The 19,858-nt window shown below is 38.0% G+C and carries 14 protein-coding genes; all 14 read right to left on the bottom strand.

The annotated features are described in order from the left end of the window. Positions 1 to 190: 190 nt before the first annotated feature. On the bottom strand, positions 191 to 1,483 hold the full coding sequence (hemL, locus tag MKY46_RS16180) for a glutamate-1-semialdehyde 2,1-aminomutase (RefSeq protein WP_036123997.1): 1,293 nt from the start codon (positions 1,481 to 1,483) through the stop codon (positions 191 to 193). Further along, positions 1,484 to 2,464, bottom strand: a complete 981-nt coding sequence (hemB, locus tag MKY46_RS16185) for a porphobilinogen synthase (RefSeq protein ID WP_036123992.1) — start codon at positions 2,462 to 2,464, stop codon at positions 1,484 to 1,486. Then, entirely contained in the window at positions 2,461 to 3,222 is a 762-nt protein-coding gene (locus MKY46_RS16190; RefSeq protein ID WP_340834785.1) for a uroporphyrinogen-III synthase, read from the bottom strand. The genes hemB and MKY46_RS16190 overlap by 4 nt, the downstream gene beginning before the upstream one ends. Then, positions 3,212 to 4,144 carry a hydroxymethylbilane synthase gene (gene hemC, locus MKY46_RS16195; protein ID WP_058844882.1) on the bottom strand — a complete coding sequence of 311 codons (933 nt, stop codon included), beginning with the start codon at positions 4,142 to 4,144 and terminating at the stop codon, positions 3,212 to 3,214. Before hemC ends, MKY46_RS16190 begins: the two co-directional genes overlap by 11 nt. 18 nt (positions 4,145 to 4,162) lie before the next feature. Further along, complete coding sequence (locus MKY46_RS16200) at positions 4,163 to 4,990, bottom strand: cytochrome C assembly family protein (RefSeq protein WP_036123979.1); 828 nt, start codon at positions 4,988 to 4,990, stop codon at positions 4,163 to 4,165. Between the two features lie 182 nt (positions 4,991 to 5,172). Beyond that, positions 5,173 to 6,537 carry a glutamyl-tRNA reductase gene (hemA, locus tag MKY46_RS16205; RefSeq protein ID WP_036123975.1) on the bottom strand — a complete coding sequence of 455 codons (1,365 nt, stop codon included), beginning with the start codon at positions 6,535 to 6,537 and terminating at the stop codon, positions 5,173 to 5,175. 198 nt (positions 6,538 to 6,735) lie between these two features. Next, the gene (locus MKY46_RS16210) at positions 6,736 to 9,657 is read right to left on the bottom strand and encodes a VWA domain-containing protein (RefSeq protein ID WP_036123972.1); all 2,922 of its coding nucleotides are present in this window, start codon (positions 9,655 to 9,657) and stop codon (positions 6,736 to 6,738) included. A gap of 18 nt (positions 9,658 to 9,675) precedes the next feature. Beyond that, positions 9,676 to 11,124 (bottom strand): S-layer homology domain-containing protein, encoded by a 1,449-nt coding sequence (locus MKY46_RS16215; RefSeq protein ID WP_036123969.1) that lies wholly within the window; start codon positions 11,122 to 11,124, stop codon positions 9,676 to 9,678. A 193-nt stretch (positions 11,125 to 11,317) separates the two neighbouring features. After that, a complete protein-coding gene (locus MKY46_RS16220) occupies positions 11,318 to 12,976 on the bottom strand; it encodes a hypothetical protein (RefSeq protein ID WP_036123966.1) in 1,659 nt (552 codons plus the stop codon). 140 nt (positions 12,977 to 13,116) lie between these two features. Continuing rightward, complete coding sequence (locus MKY46_RS16225) at positions 13,117 to 13,290, bottom strand: YjfB family protein (protein ID WP_080717088.1); 174 nt, start codon at positions 13,288 to 13,290, stop codon at positions 13,117 to 13,119. Positions 13,291 to 13,428: 138 nt separating this feature from the next. Beyond that, a complete protein-coding gene (yihA, locus tag MKY46_RS16230; protein ID WP_036123963.1) occupies positions 13,429 to 14,010 on the bottom strand; it encodes a ribosome biogenesis GTP-binding protein YihA/YsxC in 582 nt (193 codons plus the stop codon). Between the two features lie 4 nt (positions 14,011 to 14,014). Continuing rightward, positions 14,015 to 16,339: an endopeptidase La gene (gene lon / locus MKY46_RS16235; protein WP_036123961.1), complete on the bottom strand. Its 2,325-nt coding sequence runs from the start codon at positions 16,337 to 16,339 to the stop codon at positions 14,015 to 14,017. Between the two features lie 230 nt (positions 16,340 to 16,569). Next, positions 16,570 to 17,841 (bottom strand): ATP-dependent protease ATP-binding subunit ClpX, encoded by a 1,272-nt coding sequence (clpX, locus tag MKY46_RS16240; RefSeq protein ID WP_036123956.1) that lies wholly within the window; start codon positions 17,839 to 17,841, stop codon positions 16,570 to 16,572. Between the two features lie 681 nt (positions 17,842 to 18,522). After that, positions 18,523 to 19,812, bottom strand: a complete 1,290-nt coding sequence (tig, locus tag MKY46_RS16245) for a trigger factor (RefSeq protein WP_036123952.1) — start codon at positions 19,810 to 19,812, stop codon at positions 18,523 to 18,525. Positions 19,813 to 19,858 lie beyond the last annotated feature (46 nt).

The following is a 19,858-nucleotide window of genomic DNA, read 5'->3' on the forward strand; positions in this document are numbered from 1 at the left end:
CTTATTTGCTAGTTAATATATGCTATACTTTCTCTTTTGCTCATTCATTGCTCAAGTACTAGAATGACTTCCATCATAGAAAACCATTAATCGTAAGCGCTTGCGGTTTTCTGTCTCTGTCGCTTCACTTTAAGCTGAATTAAGCTAAAAAAGGCACGCTAGATTTGTTTCTAGCATGCCCTAAACTTTGTTATCTTGCTAATTGTGCAAATACTTTATGGAAGGCATCCACTGTTTTAGCCATATGTTCTTCCGTATGTGCTGTGGAAATAAATAATCCCTCAAACTGAGAAGGTGGTAGGAAAATCCCTTCCTCTGCCATCAGGAGGAAGTATTCAGCGAATAATTGTAAATCAGATGATTTAGCAGAAGCAAAATCAATAACATCTTCATTCGTAAAGAAGAAACCAATCATAGAACCAGCACGATTAACTGTGTGCGGAATATTGTATTTTGTTGCGGCTTCACGGAAACCTGCTTCCAGCAGATCACCTAATTTTTTAAAGTAATCATACGTACTATGGTCTAAGCGTGATAACGTTTCGTAGCCGGCTGTCATCGCTAATGGATTCCCAGATAGTGTACCTGCTTGATAAATAGGGCCAGCTGGTGCTACTTGCTCCATAATCTCTTTTTTCCCAGCAAACGCTCCTACTGGCAGACCACCACCGATTACTTTTCCTAAAGTAGTTATATCAGGCGTGACATCAAAATAGCCTTGTGCACAGCCATAATCTACACGGAAACCTGTCATAACCTCATCAAAGATTAATATTGCACCGTGCTCCGTTGTAAGGGCACGTAGACCTTCTAAGAAACCTGGCTGTGGTGGTACAACCCCCATATTCCCTGCAACTGGCTCCACAATGACTGCTGCTAGCTCTGCACCAAATTTCTCGAACACCGTTTTTGCCCCTTCTAAATCGTTGTAGGCAACTGTTAACGTATTTCGAGCGATATCTGCCGGTACACCAGGGCTGTCAGGTAAGCCTAATGTGGCTACACCAGAGCCAGCCTTAATCAATAAGGAATCACCATGACCATGATAAGAGCCTTCAAATTTTAAAATCTTATCACGTCCAGTAACACCACGAGCTACACGTAAGGCAGACATAGTAGCCTCTGTTCCTGAAGAAACAAAGCGAATCATTTCCATACCTGGCAGACGATCTAAAACTAATTGAGCTAAACGATTTTCTGTATAGCTTGGCGCACCAAAGGAAGAGCCTTTTGCTGCTGTGTCAGCAATTGCTTTCACTACCTCTGGATGAGTATGGCCTAAAATCAGTGGCCCCCAAGATAATACATAATCAATATATTCGTTGCCATCAATATCTTTAATAATAGCACCGTGGCCAGATTCCATGAAAATCGGATCCATATTTACTGATTTGAATGCACGTACTGGGCTACTAACGCCACCTGGCATTAATTGAACAGCTTCAGCATAAGCTTGCTTTGATTTTTCGTAAGAACGTGTCATTTATTTCTCCTCCAACCAACGTGCAGCATCTTTTGCATGATACGTAATGATTAAATCAGAGCCTGCACGTTTCATACCTAATAATGTTTCAAGCACAACTTTTTTCTCTTCAATCCAACCATTCATAGCAGCCGCTTTAATCATTGCATATTCACCTGAAACATTATACGCAACAAGCGGTAATGGATAGTTATTTTTCATATCTCGAATAATATCTAAATAGCTAAGGGCAGGTTTTACAATTAAGAAATCTGCGCCTTCTTCGATATCTGACTCTGCCTCACGGAAAGCCTCTAAACGGTTCGATGGATCCATTTGGTAGGACTTCCGATCACCAAATTGCGGTGCACCATCTGCAGCGTCACGGAACGGCCCATAGTAGCTAGATGCATATTTGACTGCATACGACATGATTGGAATATGCTCGAATCCTGCTTCATCTAGACCAGCACGGATTGCTGTAACAAAGCCATCCATCATATTAGATGGAGCAATAATATCTGCACCAGCTTTTGCTTGTGACACAGCTGTACGGGCTAACACATCTAATGAAGGGTCATTTAAAATCTGATCGCCTTCAATTAAGCCACAATGTCCATGGTCTGTAAATTCACATAAGCATGTATCGGCAATGACTAATAGCTCAGGATGACGTGCTTTAATAAGTCGTGTCGCTTCTTGAACAATGCCATGATCATGGAACGCACCTGTTCCAACAGCATCTTTTTCAGCTGGTAAACCAAATAAAATAACCGCAGGAATTCCTAATGCTACAACCTCATCAATTTCAGCTTCTAGTTTATCCAATGAAAATTGAAAAACGCCAGGCATTGAATGTACTTCATTTTTAATATTTTCGCCTTCAATTACAAAAATAGGATAGATCAGGTCCTCTTTATGTAAGTATGTTTCTTTTACCATTGATCTCATCGTTGCATTAGCACGCAAACGACGATGTCTTTGAAATTGTAGTTTTGTCATGATTTGTCCCCTACTTTCATAATTTCTTCGATAACTGCTTGCATGGTATATACATTTGGCATAATCTCCACAGTAGCACCATATTGTTCAAGAGCCGCTTCCGTAATATGACCAATGGCTGCAATACGAGTTGCTCGCCAGCCAACATGTGATGCTACATCCCTTGCATACACATCAACAGCTGATGGACTAGCAAAAATGACCGTGACATCTTGATGTTGCTCGATGCATTTGAGAATAACTGAGGTTTGATCATGTCGTTCCCTCGTTTCATAAACAGTCCACTCTTTTACTTCAAAGGGCAGTCCATCCTTCAGCGTACTTTTCGCCTTCTCTCCACGAATAAACAAACATCTCGGAAGATTACCTGCTACACTCGGAAATTCTTGGACGAAAATATCAGCACTAAATACAGAAGGCATAAAGCTCACTTGAAATCCTAGCTTTTCTAATGCTGTCGTTGTTTTTGTTCCAATGGAAGCAATTTTCCCTTGGAAGTGATCGGCATTCAAATGATGCCGCAGCATTTTACGAGCAAAAGCATCGACAGCATTTTGACTCGTAAAAATAAGCCAATCAAATTGATTCGCACAATTCAATCGTTCAGCATCATGATTGTCTAATCGTTCGCATGTTTCAATTAATGGGGCAATGATGGCATGGCCACCTAAAGCTGTTATATTGTCGACAATGGTTGTTGTCTTAGATGTCCCCGTTAAAAGGATCGTTTTACCTTTTAGAGGTAAATTACTTGGCATCTTGCTCTGCCTTTACACGTTGAATCAGTTCGAAAGCGCCCTGTTCTGTTAAAATAGCAGCCAGCTCTTCCCCAATTTTTTGTGCGTCTGTTCCTACTACTGTTTCCTTATACAAAACAGAAGCATCTGGAGCTGCGACAAGGCCAGTTAATGTCATTTCGCCCCCATTTGAAGTGGCATACCCAGCGATTGGTACCTGACAGCCACCATCCATTGCTGCCAAAAAGGCACGTTCCGCATGTGCCTCTTGCCAAGTGGATGGATCCGTTAATTTTCCTAACTCAGCTAATAGCTCCGCATCATCTCCACGACATTCAATACCAAGAGAGCCTTGCGCTACTGCTGGCAGACAATGTTCTACAGGTAAAAACTCTGTGACTACATCATCACTCCAGCCAAGACGTTTCAAACCAGCGGCTGCTAGAATAATTGCATCATATTCCTCTGTCTCCAACTTAGCTAAACGTGTATCAACATTTCCTCGAATCCATTTAATCTCGATATCTGGGCGTACTGTTAATAGCTGTGCACTGCGACGTAATGAACTTGTCCCAACTACCGCTCCCGCAGGAAGTTCTGCAAATTTAACATGACCTTTCGAAATAAAGGCATCACGTGCATCTTCACGTGGAGGAATGCAACCAATCACTAACCCTTCTGGCAACACAGCAGGCATATCTTTCATAGAATGCACAGCAAAATCAATTTCTTTATCGTAGAGGGCTTGCTCAATTTCTTTCACAAACAATCCTTTTCCCCCTACTTTTGAAAGCTGCACATCTAAAATTTGATCCCCTTTTGTTACAATCTCTTTTACTTCAAATTCAAATGGGGCACCAGCCGCTTTTAATTCATTAATGAACCAATTTGTTTGAGTTAGCGCTAGCTTACTTCTCCTAGAACCTACAATAATTTTTCTCAACAGTCTCCAACCTTTCTTCTAATACCATAAATGGAATCGCGATAAACTACTTCCTAGGAAGAAGTTCACAACAACTAATAGATAGGCATAGATATGTACCCATGCATAAGTTGTTCCTGTCAGCTTGCTTTTGCGATTCACATATAGGATAAAGCAATACAAAATTAAAATAATGAAGGACCCTATGATTTTCGAATCGAAAATCGAAAGACTCTCTAATGTTAATAGTGCCCATTCAAACCCTAATATTAAACTTATAAATAACATCGGAATCCCAATAAAAAATGAAATATTCATCCAGCTACTCGTTTGCTGTAGGGATGGTAATCTTGTCCATAAATGTGTCCACTTTTTCTTTTTCAGTAAACGATATAGAACGAGATACAAAATGGCAAACACGAATGTTAAAGTGAACGCTGCATATGACAGTATCGCAAATGATATATGAATAAAAAGCATTTCCGAAATTAATGTCTCTCCGACGGCTCCTGTAGGGCGTTTAGGCATAAATGTAAAGATACTAGCGAATAAAAATCCTAGTATATTAATAATAAACACCGGTAAGTCCACCTTTGCAATACAGTGAAGGATAATCGATAACGTCACAAGTAACCAGGAATAAAATAAAATTCCCTCGGACAAGGATAGAATCGGAAAACGCTTTGTTTCCACAAATGTTAAAATAATAATGGCACTTTGAATCACCCATACAAATGAAACAAGCCAAAAAGCAATGCGTCTTGCTCGTACTTGCTTATAAAAATAATCAGTAAAGTAAAAAACTAGACTGATCGCATACAAGACGATCATCACTTCATATAGTCTCGTCATGGTCAAATCAGCCAATAGACATCCCTTCTTTGTAGTAAAATGGTCAAGCTAGTATCTCTCAGAAAACAAAAAAAACGTTTTCGTATCCTTAGTTTACCATACAGATACGAAAACGCCTCTTGTAATATCAGTAGAGAATCCAATTGCGCGAAGTACTTACGTACAACCATTTTGGCTACGCGTACACATTGGATATTTTAGAAAGAGTACTTTGGCTCAGCAGAAGTTTGAGATGCCTTTGAGCGTTCTTTACGCTCAAGATCTTGCTTTGTCATCTCTTGAACTTCAACTTCAACAGCCTCTTCTATACCAAAAATTTGTTGGAATAAACGTAACTGTTCATTTGCTTTTGGTTCATTTGCCAATTCTTTAGCTTGTAAAATTGGCTCTTTTAACAATTGATTGATAATAGATTTTGTATGTTTGCTTAAAATTTTACGTTCACGATCCGTTAAATCTGGCATTTTATTTTCGATACTAATCATCGTCTCTTCTTGAATACGATTAGCTTTTTTACGTAACGCTGAGATGACTGGTACTACACCAAGCGTTGCTACCCAATCTTTAAATTGGTCAACTTCTTTGCCAATCATATCTGTAATATCAGCAGCAGCACGTTCACGCTCTGCTAAATTCGCTTCAACAATACCTTGTAAATCATCAATATCATATAAGAAAACATTTGGTAAGTCGCCTACTCGTGGATCAATGTCACGAGGAACAGCAATATCAACCATAAACAAAGGTTTTCCTTTACGTAAACGTTCCACAAATTGCATCAGCTCATAATCAATAACAAAATCTGTTGCACCTGTTGAAGTGATTAAAATATCCGCCTCTAAGAGAGAACATTGCAATTCCTTCATTGACTTGGCTTCTCCGTGGAATTTAGCTGCTAAAGTTTCTGCTTTTTCAAATGTACGGTTGATGACAGTAACTTTTCCTACACCACTACCGTAAAGATTCTCAATAGCAAGTTCCCCCATTTTTCCTGCACCTAAAATAGCTACATGCTTACGTTGTAAAGAGCCAAAAATTTTCTTAGCTAATTCAACGGCTGCATAGGAAACAGATACTGCATTCTCACCAATCGCTGTTTCATTATGTGCACGTTTTGCAAATGTTACCGCTTGTTTAAATAGCTGATTATAAACCGTACCTGTTGTACCAATCTCTTGTCCACTTAAAAAGCTTTTTTTTACTTGCCCTAAAATTTGCGTTTCACCAAGAACCATTGAATCGATTCCAGCTGTCACTTTAAATAAATGTTCGATTGCCTCATCTTCTTCACGAATCGTTAAATACGAAGAAAATGTCTCCACAGGCAAATCAAACCATTTGGCTAAAAATTGTTTCACAAAATGACGTCCAGTATGCAATTGATCCACAACAGCATATATTTCTGTACGGTTACAAGTCGAAACAATAACGTTTTCTAAAATACTTTTTTGCTTTTGCAGCGCTTCCATTGCTTGTGGTAGTTCACTCTCAATGAATGATAACTTCTCACGTATTTCAACAGGCGCTGATTTATAATTCAAGCCTACTACGATGGTATGCATGAATAACACCTCACACGTTCTAATTCACAAATCTCATTATAGCACAGTTCGACAATAGTTCATCACTAATTTGTGAACATGTCATGAAGAACTGCAATTCGTCATCTACATTAGAATTATTATAAACTAAGTGTAACAAATTATACGTCTTGTTTCAAATTAAAAAACTGCCCCCACTGTTTGGAGGCAGTTTGCTTATTAATTTGTAATTGTAACTGTTTGTAACGCGATTATATTGCCATCTTTATCATATGCTACAAACTGGATTTCATTATTGACTTTAAAGTCCTGCATCGTTTGTACAGTTTTCGTTAACATATAAACATGATCACTACGCTTTTGTAATTCAAATTGGACATCTCCACTAATTGAATTGTAGCGTACATTCATCTTATCAACGTTTTGACAATTACCATCAACTCGAGCGCTCATTGTAAGATAGCCTTTTCGTAGCGAAACGCTTGTTTCTTCAAATAAATCTTCCGGGTTGATACAGCTTGAAGCGGGTGTTTTACATAAAATAGTATCAATTAACTTCTGGAACACTTGATGCAATTTTAGATTATCAATCGCATGGAAATATGCTCCGCCAGTTTCTGTAGACAATTGCATTAATGTGGCATCATTTACTTGTGATTTTTTGCCCATACTTACAGTGTACACTTTAACACCTTGCTTTTTCGCCTCATTAATAACCTTCGTCATTTTGGTTTTACTTGTTTTACCGTCAGATACTACGACAATCGCTTTGGCTGTTTTTGTATCATTTGAGAATTTTGTTAGTGCGATATCAATACCAGCAAAAATATCTGTCGCACCCTTCTCTTTGGATGCTTTGTAAAGATCTTTCTTCAGCACAGCATCTGTCGTCCCTTCACCAAGAACCGTTGCTTTTGTATTCGTTTCGATGACGATATTATTTTTTGCTTTCAATTGATTGATCAGCTCAATCATTTTTTTGCCACGATAATTCGTTGGATCAACTGCCTTCATAGAAGAAGAATAGTCGACTACATAGGCAATCTCTGTTGCTAACGAACATGAATTTTTACTAAAGTATGGATTAGTAAAAATATCTTTCGTTACTGTTTTATCTTTTAAACCCCTTAAAATTGTTGCATAGCGAGGATCTATTGGATTAACGAGTGTTGCCTCCACTTTTGATTTTCCATAAATAACAGAGTCAAAGTAGGCTACGGCCGTGCCTGGGCTACCTGTATTATTTAATGGATCTGAAGTATTCGTAATGAATGAAGCTGTTTTTTCCACGCCATCATACTTAATTTTAACGGTTCCTTGATAATCCGTCACAGGCTCTCCACCAGGGCGAACTAAAGTCACCATAACTTTTGTATATCGATCTTTCCCAGATGGTCTTGAGGCTGCATCGGCACTTTCTTTCAATGCATCTACACGTTTTTTGTAGGCCTCTACTTGCCCAAGTAATTTACCGCCTTGATATTTTAATAACACCGTACGGTCATAGTTACTTAAGTTAGTGAAGATAGCATAAATTTTCATCACACTATCATAGTGCTCTAATGTTAGATTTTTTTCATCTGGCATTTCTTTCATAAGTTGAATAATGGCGCCGACCGGATTAATATTTTCAACCTGTGATGCAATATCATCATCAATCCCTTGAACGCGATAAATTGGACGACCGTCTTCCGAAATCATATACATGATTTCAGTTTTAGCAGGTGTAGTCACAGAGTCGAGAAGACGACCTTTTATTAGTTCTTCAAATAAGAAAACGGAAATATCATAGTTTTCAAATTGTAATATTGCATGTTCATACCCTAATGCTGGATATCTAGGGTCAGATCCACCATAACGCAAATAGACATTTTGTACATTCCCCAAAGCATCTGTTACATTTGTTTGCTGCCCAATACTAAATAGCTTTTTATCCCCATCATAAGCAAAAGGAATTGGATCATACACATCAATTAAGTTTTGTGTGAAGAACTCTGGCAATTTTTCATAAGGGATATATGGAGGTGTCACATTGCCATTATCATCATCTGAATTTGCAGGATCATATACTTGATAATCAATACGTAATTCTGGCTGTGGTGCGTAACGAACTTCTGCATTTAGCTTCTCCCCAACAAGACATTTCATAGCTGGATCTGTATTATTCACTAGCTCAAAAGAGATAGTATCACGTACTGATTTAGTTAATGATGGTGCGATAACGATAGCTGATACAGTCGAGCCGTCAGATTGGACAGTTTTAACTGCTTCTCCAGATGTATCAACGATTGTGCCGTAAGATGACGTAACTTTGAACGTATACGATTTATCATCCGCAATCGGGTCACCATTACAAGCCTTTAGCGATACGGTCACAAGTGTAGAATCTACATCGTTCGCAATTAAATCTGGCTTTTCCACCACAATGCTTTGCAATGCATTATTAACATTGTTAGGACCAGTAAAATCATTGGAATTATCCTTTGGTACTTCAAAATCAGAACTGTTGGAGCCCATGAAACCAGGCGGTAAAGTGATACTGTCATTATCACGACCTGCTGCACTACGTTTTAATCCTTGTACAGCAAAATTGCCATTTTGAACAGCTCTATATAAAAAGGTTGCAACATCACCACGTGTTAGTTTAGTAGAAGGATTAAAACTAGCAAATGTTTTTTTGCCTGAACTACTTGTAGATAGTTCATTTGAATATAAATATTGTACAGCCTGTGGTTCATCTAAATCTAAGCCTTTAAAGGCAGCATAAATTCGAGCAAATTGGCCACGTGTAACGGCTTTTGTTCGATTAGCATTCACATTTGTACCATTAAACGGTAAATAAAAATCACTATAGAAATTATAAGCAACACTATCAATATATGATAATGCATAGTTACGATCCAGCTTAGCAAACATCAAGATAAGCTCTCGTTCCGTTACTTGTTCATTTGGTAAAAAGTTATTGGCATTGTTCAAAGACATTAGGTCATTGTCAACTGCCCAAGAAATAGCCTTATAATTATTGCTATTTGTAGGAACATCTTTAATTGTTGGAGCTGCTTGCGTGACGACAGGCGTTGCTGTCATCAGTATTAGCATGAAGCAAAGCGTAGTGAGCAGTGCTTTTTTTACATAGGTCATTTTTGTTCAGTCCTTTCCTTAGTTAAAGAACAATATGTCATCACGATAGTTTTGCTTTAAGTCATCTTCTAAATATTTCAAGAAACGCTCTAGAACAACTGATGCCTCTGCACGAGTTAATGGTTTATTTGGATTAAAACGACCGGCCGAGTCGCCAATCATAAGACCAATTTCATTTGCAATATAGATGCCATCTCTTGCATAGTTTGGAATCTGGTTTTCATCTTTAAATTTCGTTATATAGCCAGGATTTGGTGCTCTATTTTCAAGGCCTAAGGCACGAACAAAAATAGTGGCAGCCTGTGCTCTTGTTATGGCACTATCTGGCTTAAAGTAATCAGCAGATACACCTTTAATTATCCCTTTGTTTAAGGCTGACTCTATATAACCATAATCTTTAACAGAACGCTTTAAATCTCTAAACACGCTTGTAGTTGCAGTCTTTTTCGATTTCTTTTCTTCAAACACACGTAAATCTACTGCTTTACCAATTGCTGTTGTAAAGTCTATGCGTTTCATCGGTGTGTTTGGAGAGAAGAAATTACTTGAATCTGAATAAATTCCTAGAGAATATAGCTTTTCAATGGCTTCTTTTGCGTAGTGATTAGTTAAATCACGGAATTTAGGAATAATAAGGCGCTCGATCGTTGGCATGTATTCTGTATCTAAATCAAGCGTTCCTTTTTGTCCAGAAGATAAATCATAAGTGTATTCAGAAATAACATCCTTTTCACTTAAAACTGCATAGCCACCCTCAAAACTTCCTAAACTACCAAGGTTTTCTTCATAATTTAAAACACGTGATTTACTTGTAGACAAACGATTTTTCACATGGCTTGTCTTGCCATTACTATAGGAATAAACTGACTCTGTAATTTGTGTTTCTGTTGCTCCCCAAAAATTTTCATAGCCAGCATGTCGACTATCTGTTTCAATCGTTACTGTGTTTTGAACTGCGTTTTTTCCTTTTCCTGTTTCAAATGCATACGTTTTTCGCGAGATTACATTTCCTGAGTAATAATCAGAGGCTGCACGATTATCCGTAACCGTTCCTTGAGAAAATTGATAATCGACTAATGTATAAGTAATAGATCCAATCGTAATTTTCTCCGTATACTTTTTAACCTCACCATTGGATGTTTTTTGGCCGAGTACCGCATAATCTACTACATCAGATTCGTAGGCAATATTTCTTGTCAATGTAGCCCCATTGCTTGCCGTTAGCTTCATGCTATACGTTTCTGTTAACTTACCTTTGGATTCCTTTTGTGCAATTTTAAGATCTTTACTTGTTCCCTTAAAAATAACTGGTGTCCCTGACAGGAACACGGCTTCCTCATATGTATACTCGTTTTTTACAGCACCTGTTGTTTCTAATGAAGCAGCCGATGCATTGAACGGGATAGTAGTTCCAATTACAAAAATAACAAGAACTACCAACGTTATTTTGGATAAATATTTTTGCATTTGCTTTTCCTCTCTTTCACTGTGCATGAAGTGCATAATGAAGCTTGGTCTCATGACTAACAAAAAATCTGCTCGTCTATCGAATGTATTCAAGCCTATGCGAAGTACCTTCCTCTTTTCAGATCATGTATACATCGCCTTTTTGCAAATACTATTCGCATTAGACTCGCAGATTCTTTCTTTGTCTTTTATGCTAATCTACTAAAATAAAATGAGCTTTCACAAATCGATCGGATAAGACAACTAAACGATCGGATGGTTGTAAGTCAGAAGCTTGAATGACTTTTCCCGCTTTAATCAACGTCGCTTGGTCAATATTCACATTAACCATTTCACCCGCTTCATACCAACGACCATTTTGCCATTGGCTCACACTCTTGACATTTAGCACAGCAGGGTACGTAGATTTTACTGATTGTAGCTTCCCTGTCAGCATTAATGGAGCAACAGGTTTAGCATTATTTAAAATATGAAGTGCTTGTACATGCCCTTCCTTCACATAGAAGTAACCATAATCACCTTCAGATAAGTAAAGTTCAATATCCGGCATAACACTATACGTTTTATTGCCATCATCCACTAAAGCTTTTGTGGAATTACTTACTGACAGTACTGTACGTTCGGTTTTCTTGAAAACATTCGATTCAATTTTCATCGCATCGTCAATCTCAATTAAATAACCATCTGCTTGAGCTAAGCGTCCATAATATAATTCATGACCAGCTAAGTTAGGTGATATAAAGCTATCACTTGTCACTTGTACCACCTGTGCATAATGATCACGAGCAGCACCGTCTGTAATGACAAAAGCAGTACCATACGCCATCAGCCCAGTAGGTTCAATTAAACGCCCATTCCGAATTAAAATGGTACCATTATGGAAGTACATTGAGCCCGCTGTTTTTAGTTTCAACAGTTTATAATCTGTATCTACAGAAAGCATTGGCTCATAATACGTTCGCTCATTATTTTTCAATACTACAATCTTCTCAATGACTTCTTTCCCAAATTGTTTAACTGTCGCATAGTATGCTTCACTACCTATATAATTTTTCAGTTGACCTTTCTCTACTTTCGTATTGCCAACATATATTGGCACCTTGGATGTAAAAGACATTGTCGAAAGGTCATTTGTTGTTTGTGAGCCAAATTGCCAATTCACAAAGGCATGTTGGTTTTTCACAGTTAATTTATTAGCATTTGGATTGACTGCTTGTATTTCGCCTTTGTATAAGTTTTCCACTAGAGTACCTGTTTCACTAATGGCTACTTTCGTCACCACAGAGGTATTTTTATTTTTAAAACTTAATTTAACTCGATCTCCAACATATAACGCACTAATATCTGTTGCTGAAGAGCCTTTTTGATAATTGGTTTCTTTGTTTATATAGTAGGTTGTTTCTGCACCAACATCTGGTTTTACCATAATAAATAATCCATTTGGATCAATACTCGTTACGACACCAGCCGACGTTTTAACGCTACCTCCAGTTGATGTTCCATTCGTTTCTATTGGTGTATTAGATGTACCACGAAGTTCTACAACACTTCTTAAGGATATTTCAGCTTCCACTGCCATGCCCATTTTAAAGCCCTCAATAGTCGTAGACGTATTATTAATTGATAAACGAGTGTTCTTATTAATATTGAATGTGACTGTTCGTCCACGATCATTTTGCAATGTCACTTTGCTAAGCTGCTTTTCTATCGTACCATCTGGCTTTGTATATTCTGAATACGTTACATCGACAAAGGTCCCCGTCACCAATTGGGCTGCTTTTGCAGGTTGGCTAAAGGAAAAACCAATAACCATCAGTAACATCAGCATTAGTATGTATGAATACTTTCTCAAAAATCCTGCCTCCTTACTAAATATTAGTAATAGTATATCGTATTATTGGTAGTTTTTCTTATTCGAAAAGTTACATTTTAGAAGTTTCAAACATTCTTAAAAGTAAAGGTAGCTTTCAACTTCAAGCTACCTTGCCTGCATTACACTTGAATGTCTATTGTATGTCCGGCTGTTGGATGTGGAGCATCTAACATTTCAACTAATTGTTCTGTGTTTTCTTGCTGCATATCCATAGCCTGTTTCGTAACAGCTAAAGATACATTTTGCATAAGTGTCGCTTGATTCATTGCCATTGATAAAGCTGCGATATCCATCTAGTCCACCTCCTATCTCATTTATCGGACAAATTGTTTAATCATCAAGCGTTTTCCCCAATTTTCTACTTATCTTACTGGTAAACAGACAAAAAACATCTACTGTCCTAACGACTAGACACAATAGATGTTTTTACATTACATTTTATTTTCAATTGTTTCCCAAACTTCTTCAAAGCCAAGACCCGTTTCCGAAGAAAAGACAATAAGTGGATCACTTTTCTCCAGTTCCAATGTCTCTTTGACAATTTTTTTATGTTTATCCCATTTACCTTTTGGGATTTTATCTGCCTTCGTTGCAATAACAATACAAGGAATATTGTAGTGCTTTAAAAAATCATACATCATGCGATCATCTGCTGTTGGTGGGTGACGCAAATCTATAATTTGTACAACCGCTTTTAATTCCTGGCGCCCTGTAAAGTAACGCTCAATCATTTTTCCCCAAGCTTCGCGTTCAGACTTAGAAACCTTTGCATATCCATAACCCGGAACATCCACAAAAAATAATTGTTCTTCGATTTTATAAAAGTTAAGGGTTTGTGTTTTACCAGGCTTCGAAGAAATCCGCGCTAAAGCTTTACGTCCAATCATTCGATTAATGAAGGAAGATTTCCCTACATTCGAACGACCAGCTAATGCAAATTCTGGCAGTCCATCTTCTGGATATTGGTCTGGCCTTACCGCACTAATGACCATTTCGACATTATGGACTTTCATTTTTCTAAAAACCTCCGTCCAGTGCATAGGCTAATACTTCATCAGCCGACGACACTAGTTTAAATGTTAGTTGCTCACGCACACTGTCAGGAATATCTTCTATGTCACGTTCATTATCTTTTGGACAAATAATCGTTGTTAAGCCTGCACGGTGAGCACTTAATGTTTTTTCTTTTAGACCGCCAATTGGCAATACACGGCCGCGTAACGTAATTTCACCAGTCATACCTACCTCACGGCGAATCGGACGATGTAGAATCGCTGAGACAATAGCTGTTGCCATTGTAATACCAGCGGATGGTCCATCTTTTGGTACAGCCCCTTCTGGCACATGGATATGAATATCATGATTATCAAAATATTCTGCATCCACATTAAGTTGTTCCATTTTCGTACGAACATAGGATAATGCTGTCTGAGCAGATTCCTTCATGACTTCACCAAGTTTACCAGTTAGCTGTAACTTCCCTTTACCTGGTGTTAAGGATACTTCAATTTGAAGTGTATCTCCACCGACTGTTGTATAAGCAAGCCCTGTAGCGACTCCCACTTGATTTTCCTTTTCAGCCTGTCCATAACGGAAGCGATGTTTACCAAGTAATTCTTGTACAGACTTTGAGCTAACTGTTACTCGTTTTTTCTCACCAGATACAATTACTTTGGCGATTTTACGACAAAGTGTAGCAATTTGCCGTTCTAAACCACGAACGCCTGCCTCACGTGTATAATAACGTATAATGTCGAGGACTGCTTCATCCTTCATTACCACTTGTGTTTTTTTCAAGCCATGTTCTTTAAGTTGCTTTGGTATTAAGTGGTTTTTCGTTATTTGCGCTTTTTCAATTTCTGTATAACCTGCAATGGAAATCACTTCCATACGATCTAACAATGGTCCTGGAATACTGCTTAAATCATTGGCTGTTGCAATAAATAATACATTCGATAAATCATACGGTTCCTCAATATAATGATCACTAAATGTATTGTTTTGCGCAGGATCTAAAACCTCTAGCATTGCTGCTGCTGGGTCCCCTCTAAAATCATTCGACATTTTATCAATTTCATCCAATAAAAATACCGGATTAATGGTACCCGCTTTTTTCATTCCTTGAATGATACGTCCTGGCATTGCGCCTACATACGTTCGTCGATGTCCGCGAATTTCAGATTCATCACGCACGCCACCTAATGAAATACGAATAAACTTACGATCTAAGCTCTCCGCAATAGAGCGAGCTAACGATGTTTTCCCCACACCCGGTGGTCCTGCCAAGCATAAAATAGGTCCTCTAAGCGAATTTTTCAGCTGACGCACAGCTAAATACTCCAAAACTCGTTCTTTGACTTTTTCTAATCCATCATGATCTCGATTTAAAATATTCTCAGCATGGGCAATATTCATGCGATCTTCTGTTGAATTTGTCCATGGTAATGAGATGAGCCAATCGATGTAATTGCGAATAACGCCGCTTTCTGCACTGGCACTTGGTATTTTTTCATATCGATCTAATTCTTTCAGTGCCGCCTCTTTTGTTGACTCTGGCATACCCGCTTCGTCAATACGCTTACGCAATTCCGCTACTTCTCCAGTCTTCCCTTCACGGTCTCCCAGCTCTGTTTGAATAGCTTTCATTTGCTCTCGCAAATAATATTCCTTCTGCGTACGCTCCATTGATTGCTTTACTTTGGAATTAATTTTCTTTTCTAAATCTAACACTTCTTGTTCATCGTGCAAACGAATAATTAAGTGATCTAATCGTTTTTTTACATTCAGCATTTCCAATACTTCTTGCTTATCCGCAATCTTAAATGGTAAATGAGAAGCAATGATATCTGCTAAACGGCCAGGCTCTTCAATATCTGTTACAGTGTTGATGGTTTCAGTCGTAATCTTATTGGAGGATTTTGCATATTTTTCAAAATACGTCATTAATGTACGCATCAATGCCTGCGTTTCTACATCTTTATTTATTGACTCCTCTTTTACGTCAACATCCACAACAGTATACTTCTCTAACGCACGGTAGTTATTCCAGGTAGCACGCGATACCCCCTCTACTAGTATACGCAATGTGCCATTTGGTAATTTTAGCATTTGTTTAACAAAAGCCATCGTACCAACTGCATACAAATCTTGCTCTTCTGGCTGTTCATCGTGCATTTCTTTTTGTGTCACCAATAAAATCATTTGGTCCTCTAACATCGCCTGCTCTAGCGCCGCTACAGAACGATTTCTACCCACATCAATATGTAACACCATCGATGGGTATACTAAAAGTCCACGTAAAGGCAATAATGGTACATTTGTTGTTTTTTGTATTGTCACCATGCGGGCATTCACCTCCGTCAAAATTTTCATGTTCACATCCCGCGCTACTAGTATGTGTTTAAAAAATTGATTCACACTAGTTATTGAAGCGAGCCAAAAATTTCTTCAAGTTACAGCTGGCTTTATGTAGGAATGAATAAAAAGCTGACTGTCGATATGTGCGAATATTGCACAATCGAAGTCAGCTAATTACTCTCTATCTCACAACGGTAGACAGCCACATCTATTCGTTATGCTGAAGTTTTAGTGTCGCTACCTTCATCGAGTTCAGTGCCATCTTCAAGAAGCAATTTCGGTTTTTCTTTATCCGTAATTGTTTTTGCTGTAATGATACATTTTTTTACGTCTTCACGGGAAGGCAATTCGTACATTACATCAAGCATTGTTGACTCAATAATTGAACGAAGACCACGCGCACCTGTTTTACGCTCAATCGCTTCCTTCGCAATTGCCACAAGAGCCCCTTCATCAAATTCAAGCTCAACACCATCTATTTCAAGCATTTTTTGATACTGCTTAGCTAGTGCATTTTTTGGCTCCGTTAAAATTTGTACAAGTGCAGCTTCATTTAATTGCTCTAGACTCGCAAGTACAGGTAATCGACCAATGAACTCTGGTATTAGACCAAATTTCAGTAGATCCTCAGGAATCAGCTTGGACATGATAGAACCTTCATCAACTTCTACTTTATTCGGATCTGAACCGAACCCAATTACTTTTTCCCCTTGTCGGCGTTTAATGATAGTTTCAATACCATCAAATGCACCACCAACAATGAAAAGAATATTGGTTGTATCAATTTGTAAAAACTCTTGATGAGGGTGTTTTCGTCCTCCTTGTGGTGGAACACTTGCAACTGTTCCTTCTAAAATTTTAAGGAGTGCCTGCTGAACACCTTCGCCAGAAACATCTCGTGTAATCGATGGGTTTTCTGACTTTCGTGCAACTTTATCGATTTCATCAATATAGATAATCCCTTTTTCAGCGCGCTCGATATCATAATCTGCTGATTGGATTAGCTTTAATAAAATATTTTCTACGTCCTCACCGACATAACCTGCTTCAGTTAGTGAGGTAGCATCCGCAATTGCGAATGGAACATTTAATATACGTGCTAACGTTTGAGCTAATAAAGTTTTACCGCTACCAGTTGGGCCGATTAACACAATGTTCGATTTTGCTAATTCAACATCATCAATTTTACTGTTCGTATTGATGCGTTTATAGTGATTGTAAACTGCGACTGCCAATGCTTTTTTAGCACGCTCTTGTCCAATTACATACTCATCTAGAATCGTTAGGATCTCTTTCGGTTTTGGGATATCTTGGAATTCGATTTCCTCTTCTACACCTAGTTCCTCTACAACGATTTCGGAACAAAGCTCGATACATTCATCACAAATATAAACACCTGGACCTGCAACTAATTTACGTACTTGTTCCTGTGGTTTTCCACAGAATGAGCATTTTAAATTGCCTTTTTCATCATTAAATTTGAACAATATGTTTCACCCCTATTCAAGCAACAATCTTACAAGATTATTGAACCTTTATCAAATAAATTGTCTGCATCATTTACTGCTCGGCGTTCCTGCCTACATAGATTATAACGCATCGTCATGTACTTTACTTCATTTGTCTCCTGAAGCACTGTAGAAACCTGTTACCTTTGCCACCTTACGCGCTATAAAGTTACGGCTCTTCACTCCAGTTATACAAAAGAATAACTGATCTCTATTTATAAATCTACTACATGCATGGACCGAGGGCTTTTTTCATTCAAAAGAATAAGTCATGTTAATAAGATCTATCTGAATGAAGTTAAATTTAGCATCGTATCAATTTCGCCTTGACGCATGGTCATCTAAATTTTAAATTGTGCTAGCACCTTTAATTTCTCGAAACCTGTCAATGGCTCTATCTTCATTCAGTGATTGGACACACACTACAAAGTCTATATAGAATACAACACTCCCCTAAAGAGAAGAGGTCTTTTGTACTGATCTATACTTTCAGTACAAACATCTGCTGAATGAAAATAAAAACTAAAACAATACTATGTATAAGTGAAGTAAAAAGAGAACTAAACTTTAAGGGGACTGATTTTAAGAGTTTATGTGATAAAACAAGGCACGGATTAATGCCGTACCTTGTTTTTTTTAACTATCTAATTACACAAAAACCTATTCAGTAATTTTAGCGTTTTCTACTAAAAATTCAACTGTTTTTTGGATTTTGATGTCGTTTTCAAGTACTGCTGTTCCACCTAAAGCACCTGTGATTTGATCTTTTGTCATGTTGAATTGAGCAGCCATTTTTTCTAATTCTGCTTCAATATCAGCTTCAGTTGCCTCAATTTTTTCAGCTTCAGCAATCGCTTCAAGTGTTAATGACACACGTACACGGCTTTCTGCTTCTTCTTTCATTTGGCCACGTAGATCTTCTTCTGATTGACCAGAGAATTGATAGTAAAGATCTAAGTTCATACCTTGCGTTTGTAAGCGTTGACCGAACTCTTGTAACATACGATCAGTTTCAGAGTTAATCATACCTGCTGGTACTTCAAATTCAGCATTTTCAGCAGCTTTTTCTACTAGCTCATCACGAAGAGCTGCATCTGATTCTGCTACTTTTTGCTCTGCAGTTTGTTCTTTAATTTTAGCGCGTAAAGCTTCTACGCCTTCCACTTCTGGATCAATTTCTTTTGCGAATTCATCATTTAACTCTGGAAGAACTTTTGTTTTAACTTCTTTCACAGTTACTTTGAACGTAGCTTCTTTACCAGCTAATTCAGCTGCATGGTATTCTTCTGGGAATGTCACAACAACATCTTTAGATTCGCCAGCTTTTACACCTACTAATTGCTCTTCAAACCCAGGAATGAATGAACCTGAACCGATTTCTAGTGGATAGTCTTCACCTTTACCACCTTCAAAAGCTTCTCCACCTACGAAACCTTCGAAGTCGATTACAGCTGTATCACCATCTACGATTGCTTCGTCTTCTTTAATTTCTAGCTCAGCTTTACGAGCTAATTGTTCTTGAATTTGAGCATCCACTTCTTCATCTGTTACTTCTACTGGAAGTTTAGATACTTCTAGACCTTTGTAGTCACCAAGCTTTGGTTCTGGTTTCACTGTTACTTGTGCAGTGAAAGTGAAGTCTTGGCCATGTACAAAGTTTTCTGTACCAGAGATTTCTGGGTAATCAACTGGCATAATTCCAGCATCATCAATTGCTTTTGCATAAGAATCAGGAACGATAATTTCTAATGCATCTTGGTATAGAGATTCGATACCAAAACGTTGTTCAAACATTTTACGAGGCATTTTACCTTTACGGAAACCTGGTACGTTAATTTGTTTTACAACTTTTTTGAACGCTTGGTCCATTGCTGCATCTACTTCTACAGCAGGTACTTCGATTGTAAGAGTACCGATATTACCTTCTTGTTTTTCCCATTTTGCTGACATGTATAAATACCTCCAAATAAATAATCAAGTTTAGATGTTAGACAAT

Origin of the sequence: Lysinibacillus sp. FSL M8-0355, assembly GCF_038008985.1 — a bacterium.
Classification (GTDB): domain Bacteria; phylum Bacillota; class Bacilli; order Bacillales_A; family Planococcaceae; genus Lysinibacillus; species Lysinibacillus fusiformis_D.

Coding starts and splice junctions, on each gene's coding strand:
- hemL (WP_036123997.1), bottom strand. CDS start 1,483: ATGACACGTTCTTACGAAAAATCAAAGCAAGCTTATGCTGAAGCTGTT.
- hemB (WP_036123992.1), bottom strand. CDS start 2,464: ATGACAAAACTACAATTTCAAAGACATCGTCGTTTGCGTGCTAATGCA.
- MKY46_RS16190 (WP_340834785.1), bottom strand. CDS start 3,222: ATGCCAAGTAATTTACCTCTAAAAGGTAAAACGATCCTTTTAACGGGG.
- hemA (WP_036123975.1), bottom strand. CDS start 6,537: ATGCATACCATCGTAGTAGGCTTGAATTATAAATCAGCGCCTGTTGAA.
- MKY46_RS16210 (WP_036123972.1), bottom strand. CDS start 9,657: ATGACCTATGTAAAAAAAGCACTGCTCACTACGCTTTGCTTCATGCTA.
- MKY46_RS16215 (WP_036123969.1), bottom strand. CDS start 11,124: ATGCAAAAATATTTATCCAAAATAACGTTGGTAGTTCTTGTTATTTTT.
- MKY46_RS16225 (WP_080717088.1), bottom strand. CDS start 13,290: ATGGATATCGCAGCTTTATCAATGGCAATGAATCAAGCGACACTTATG.
- yihA (WP_036123963.1), bottom strand. CDS start 14,010: ATGAAAGTCCATAATGTCGAAATGGTCATTAGTGCGGTAAGGCCAGAC.
- lon (WP_036123961.1), bottom strand. CDS start 16,339: ATGGTGACAATACAAAAAACAACAAATGTACCATTATTGCCTTTACGT.
- tig (WP_036123952.1), bottom strand. CDS start 19,812: ATGTCAGCAAAATGGGAAAAACAAGAAGGTAATATCGGTACTCTTACA.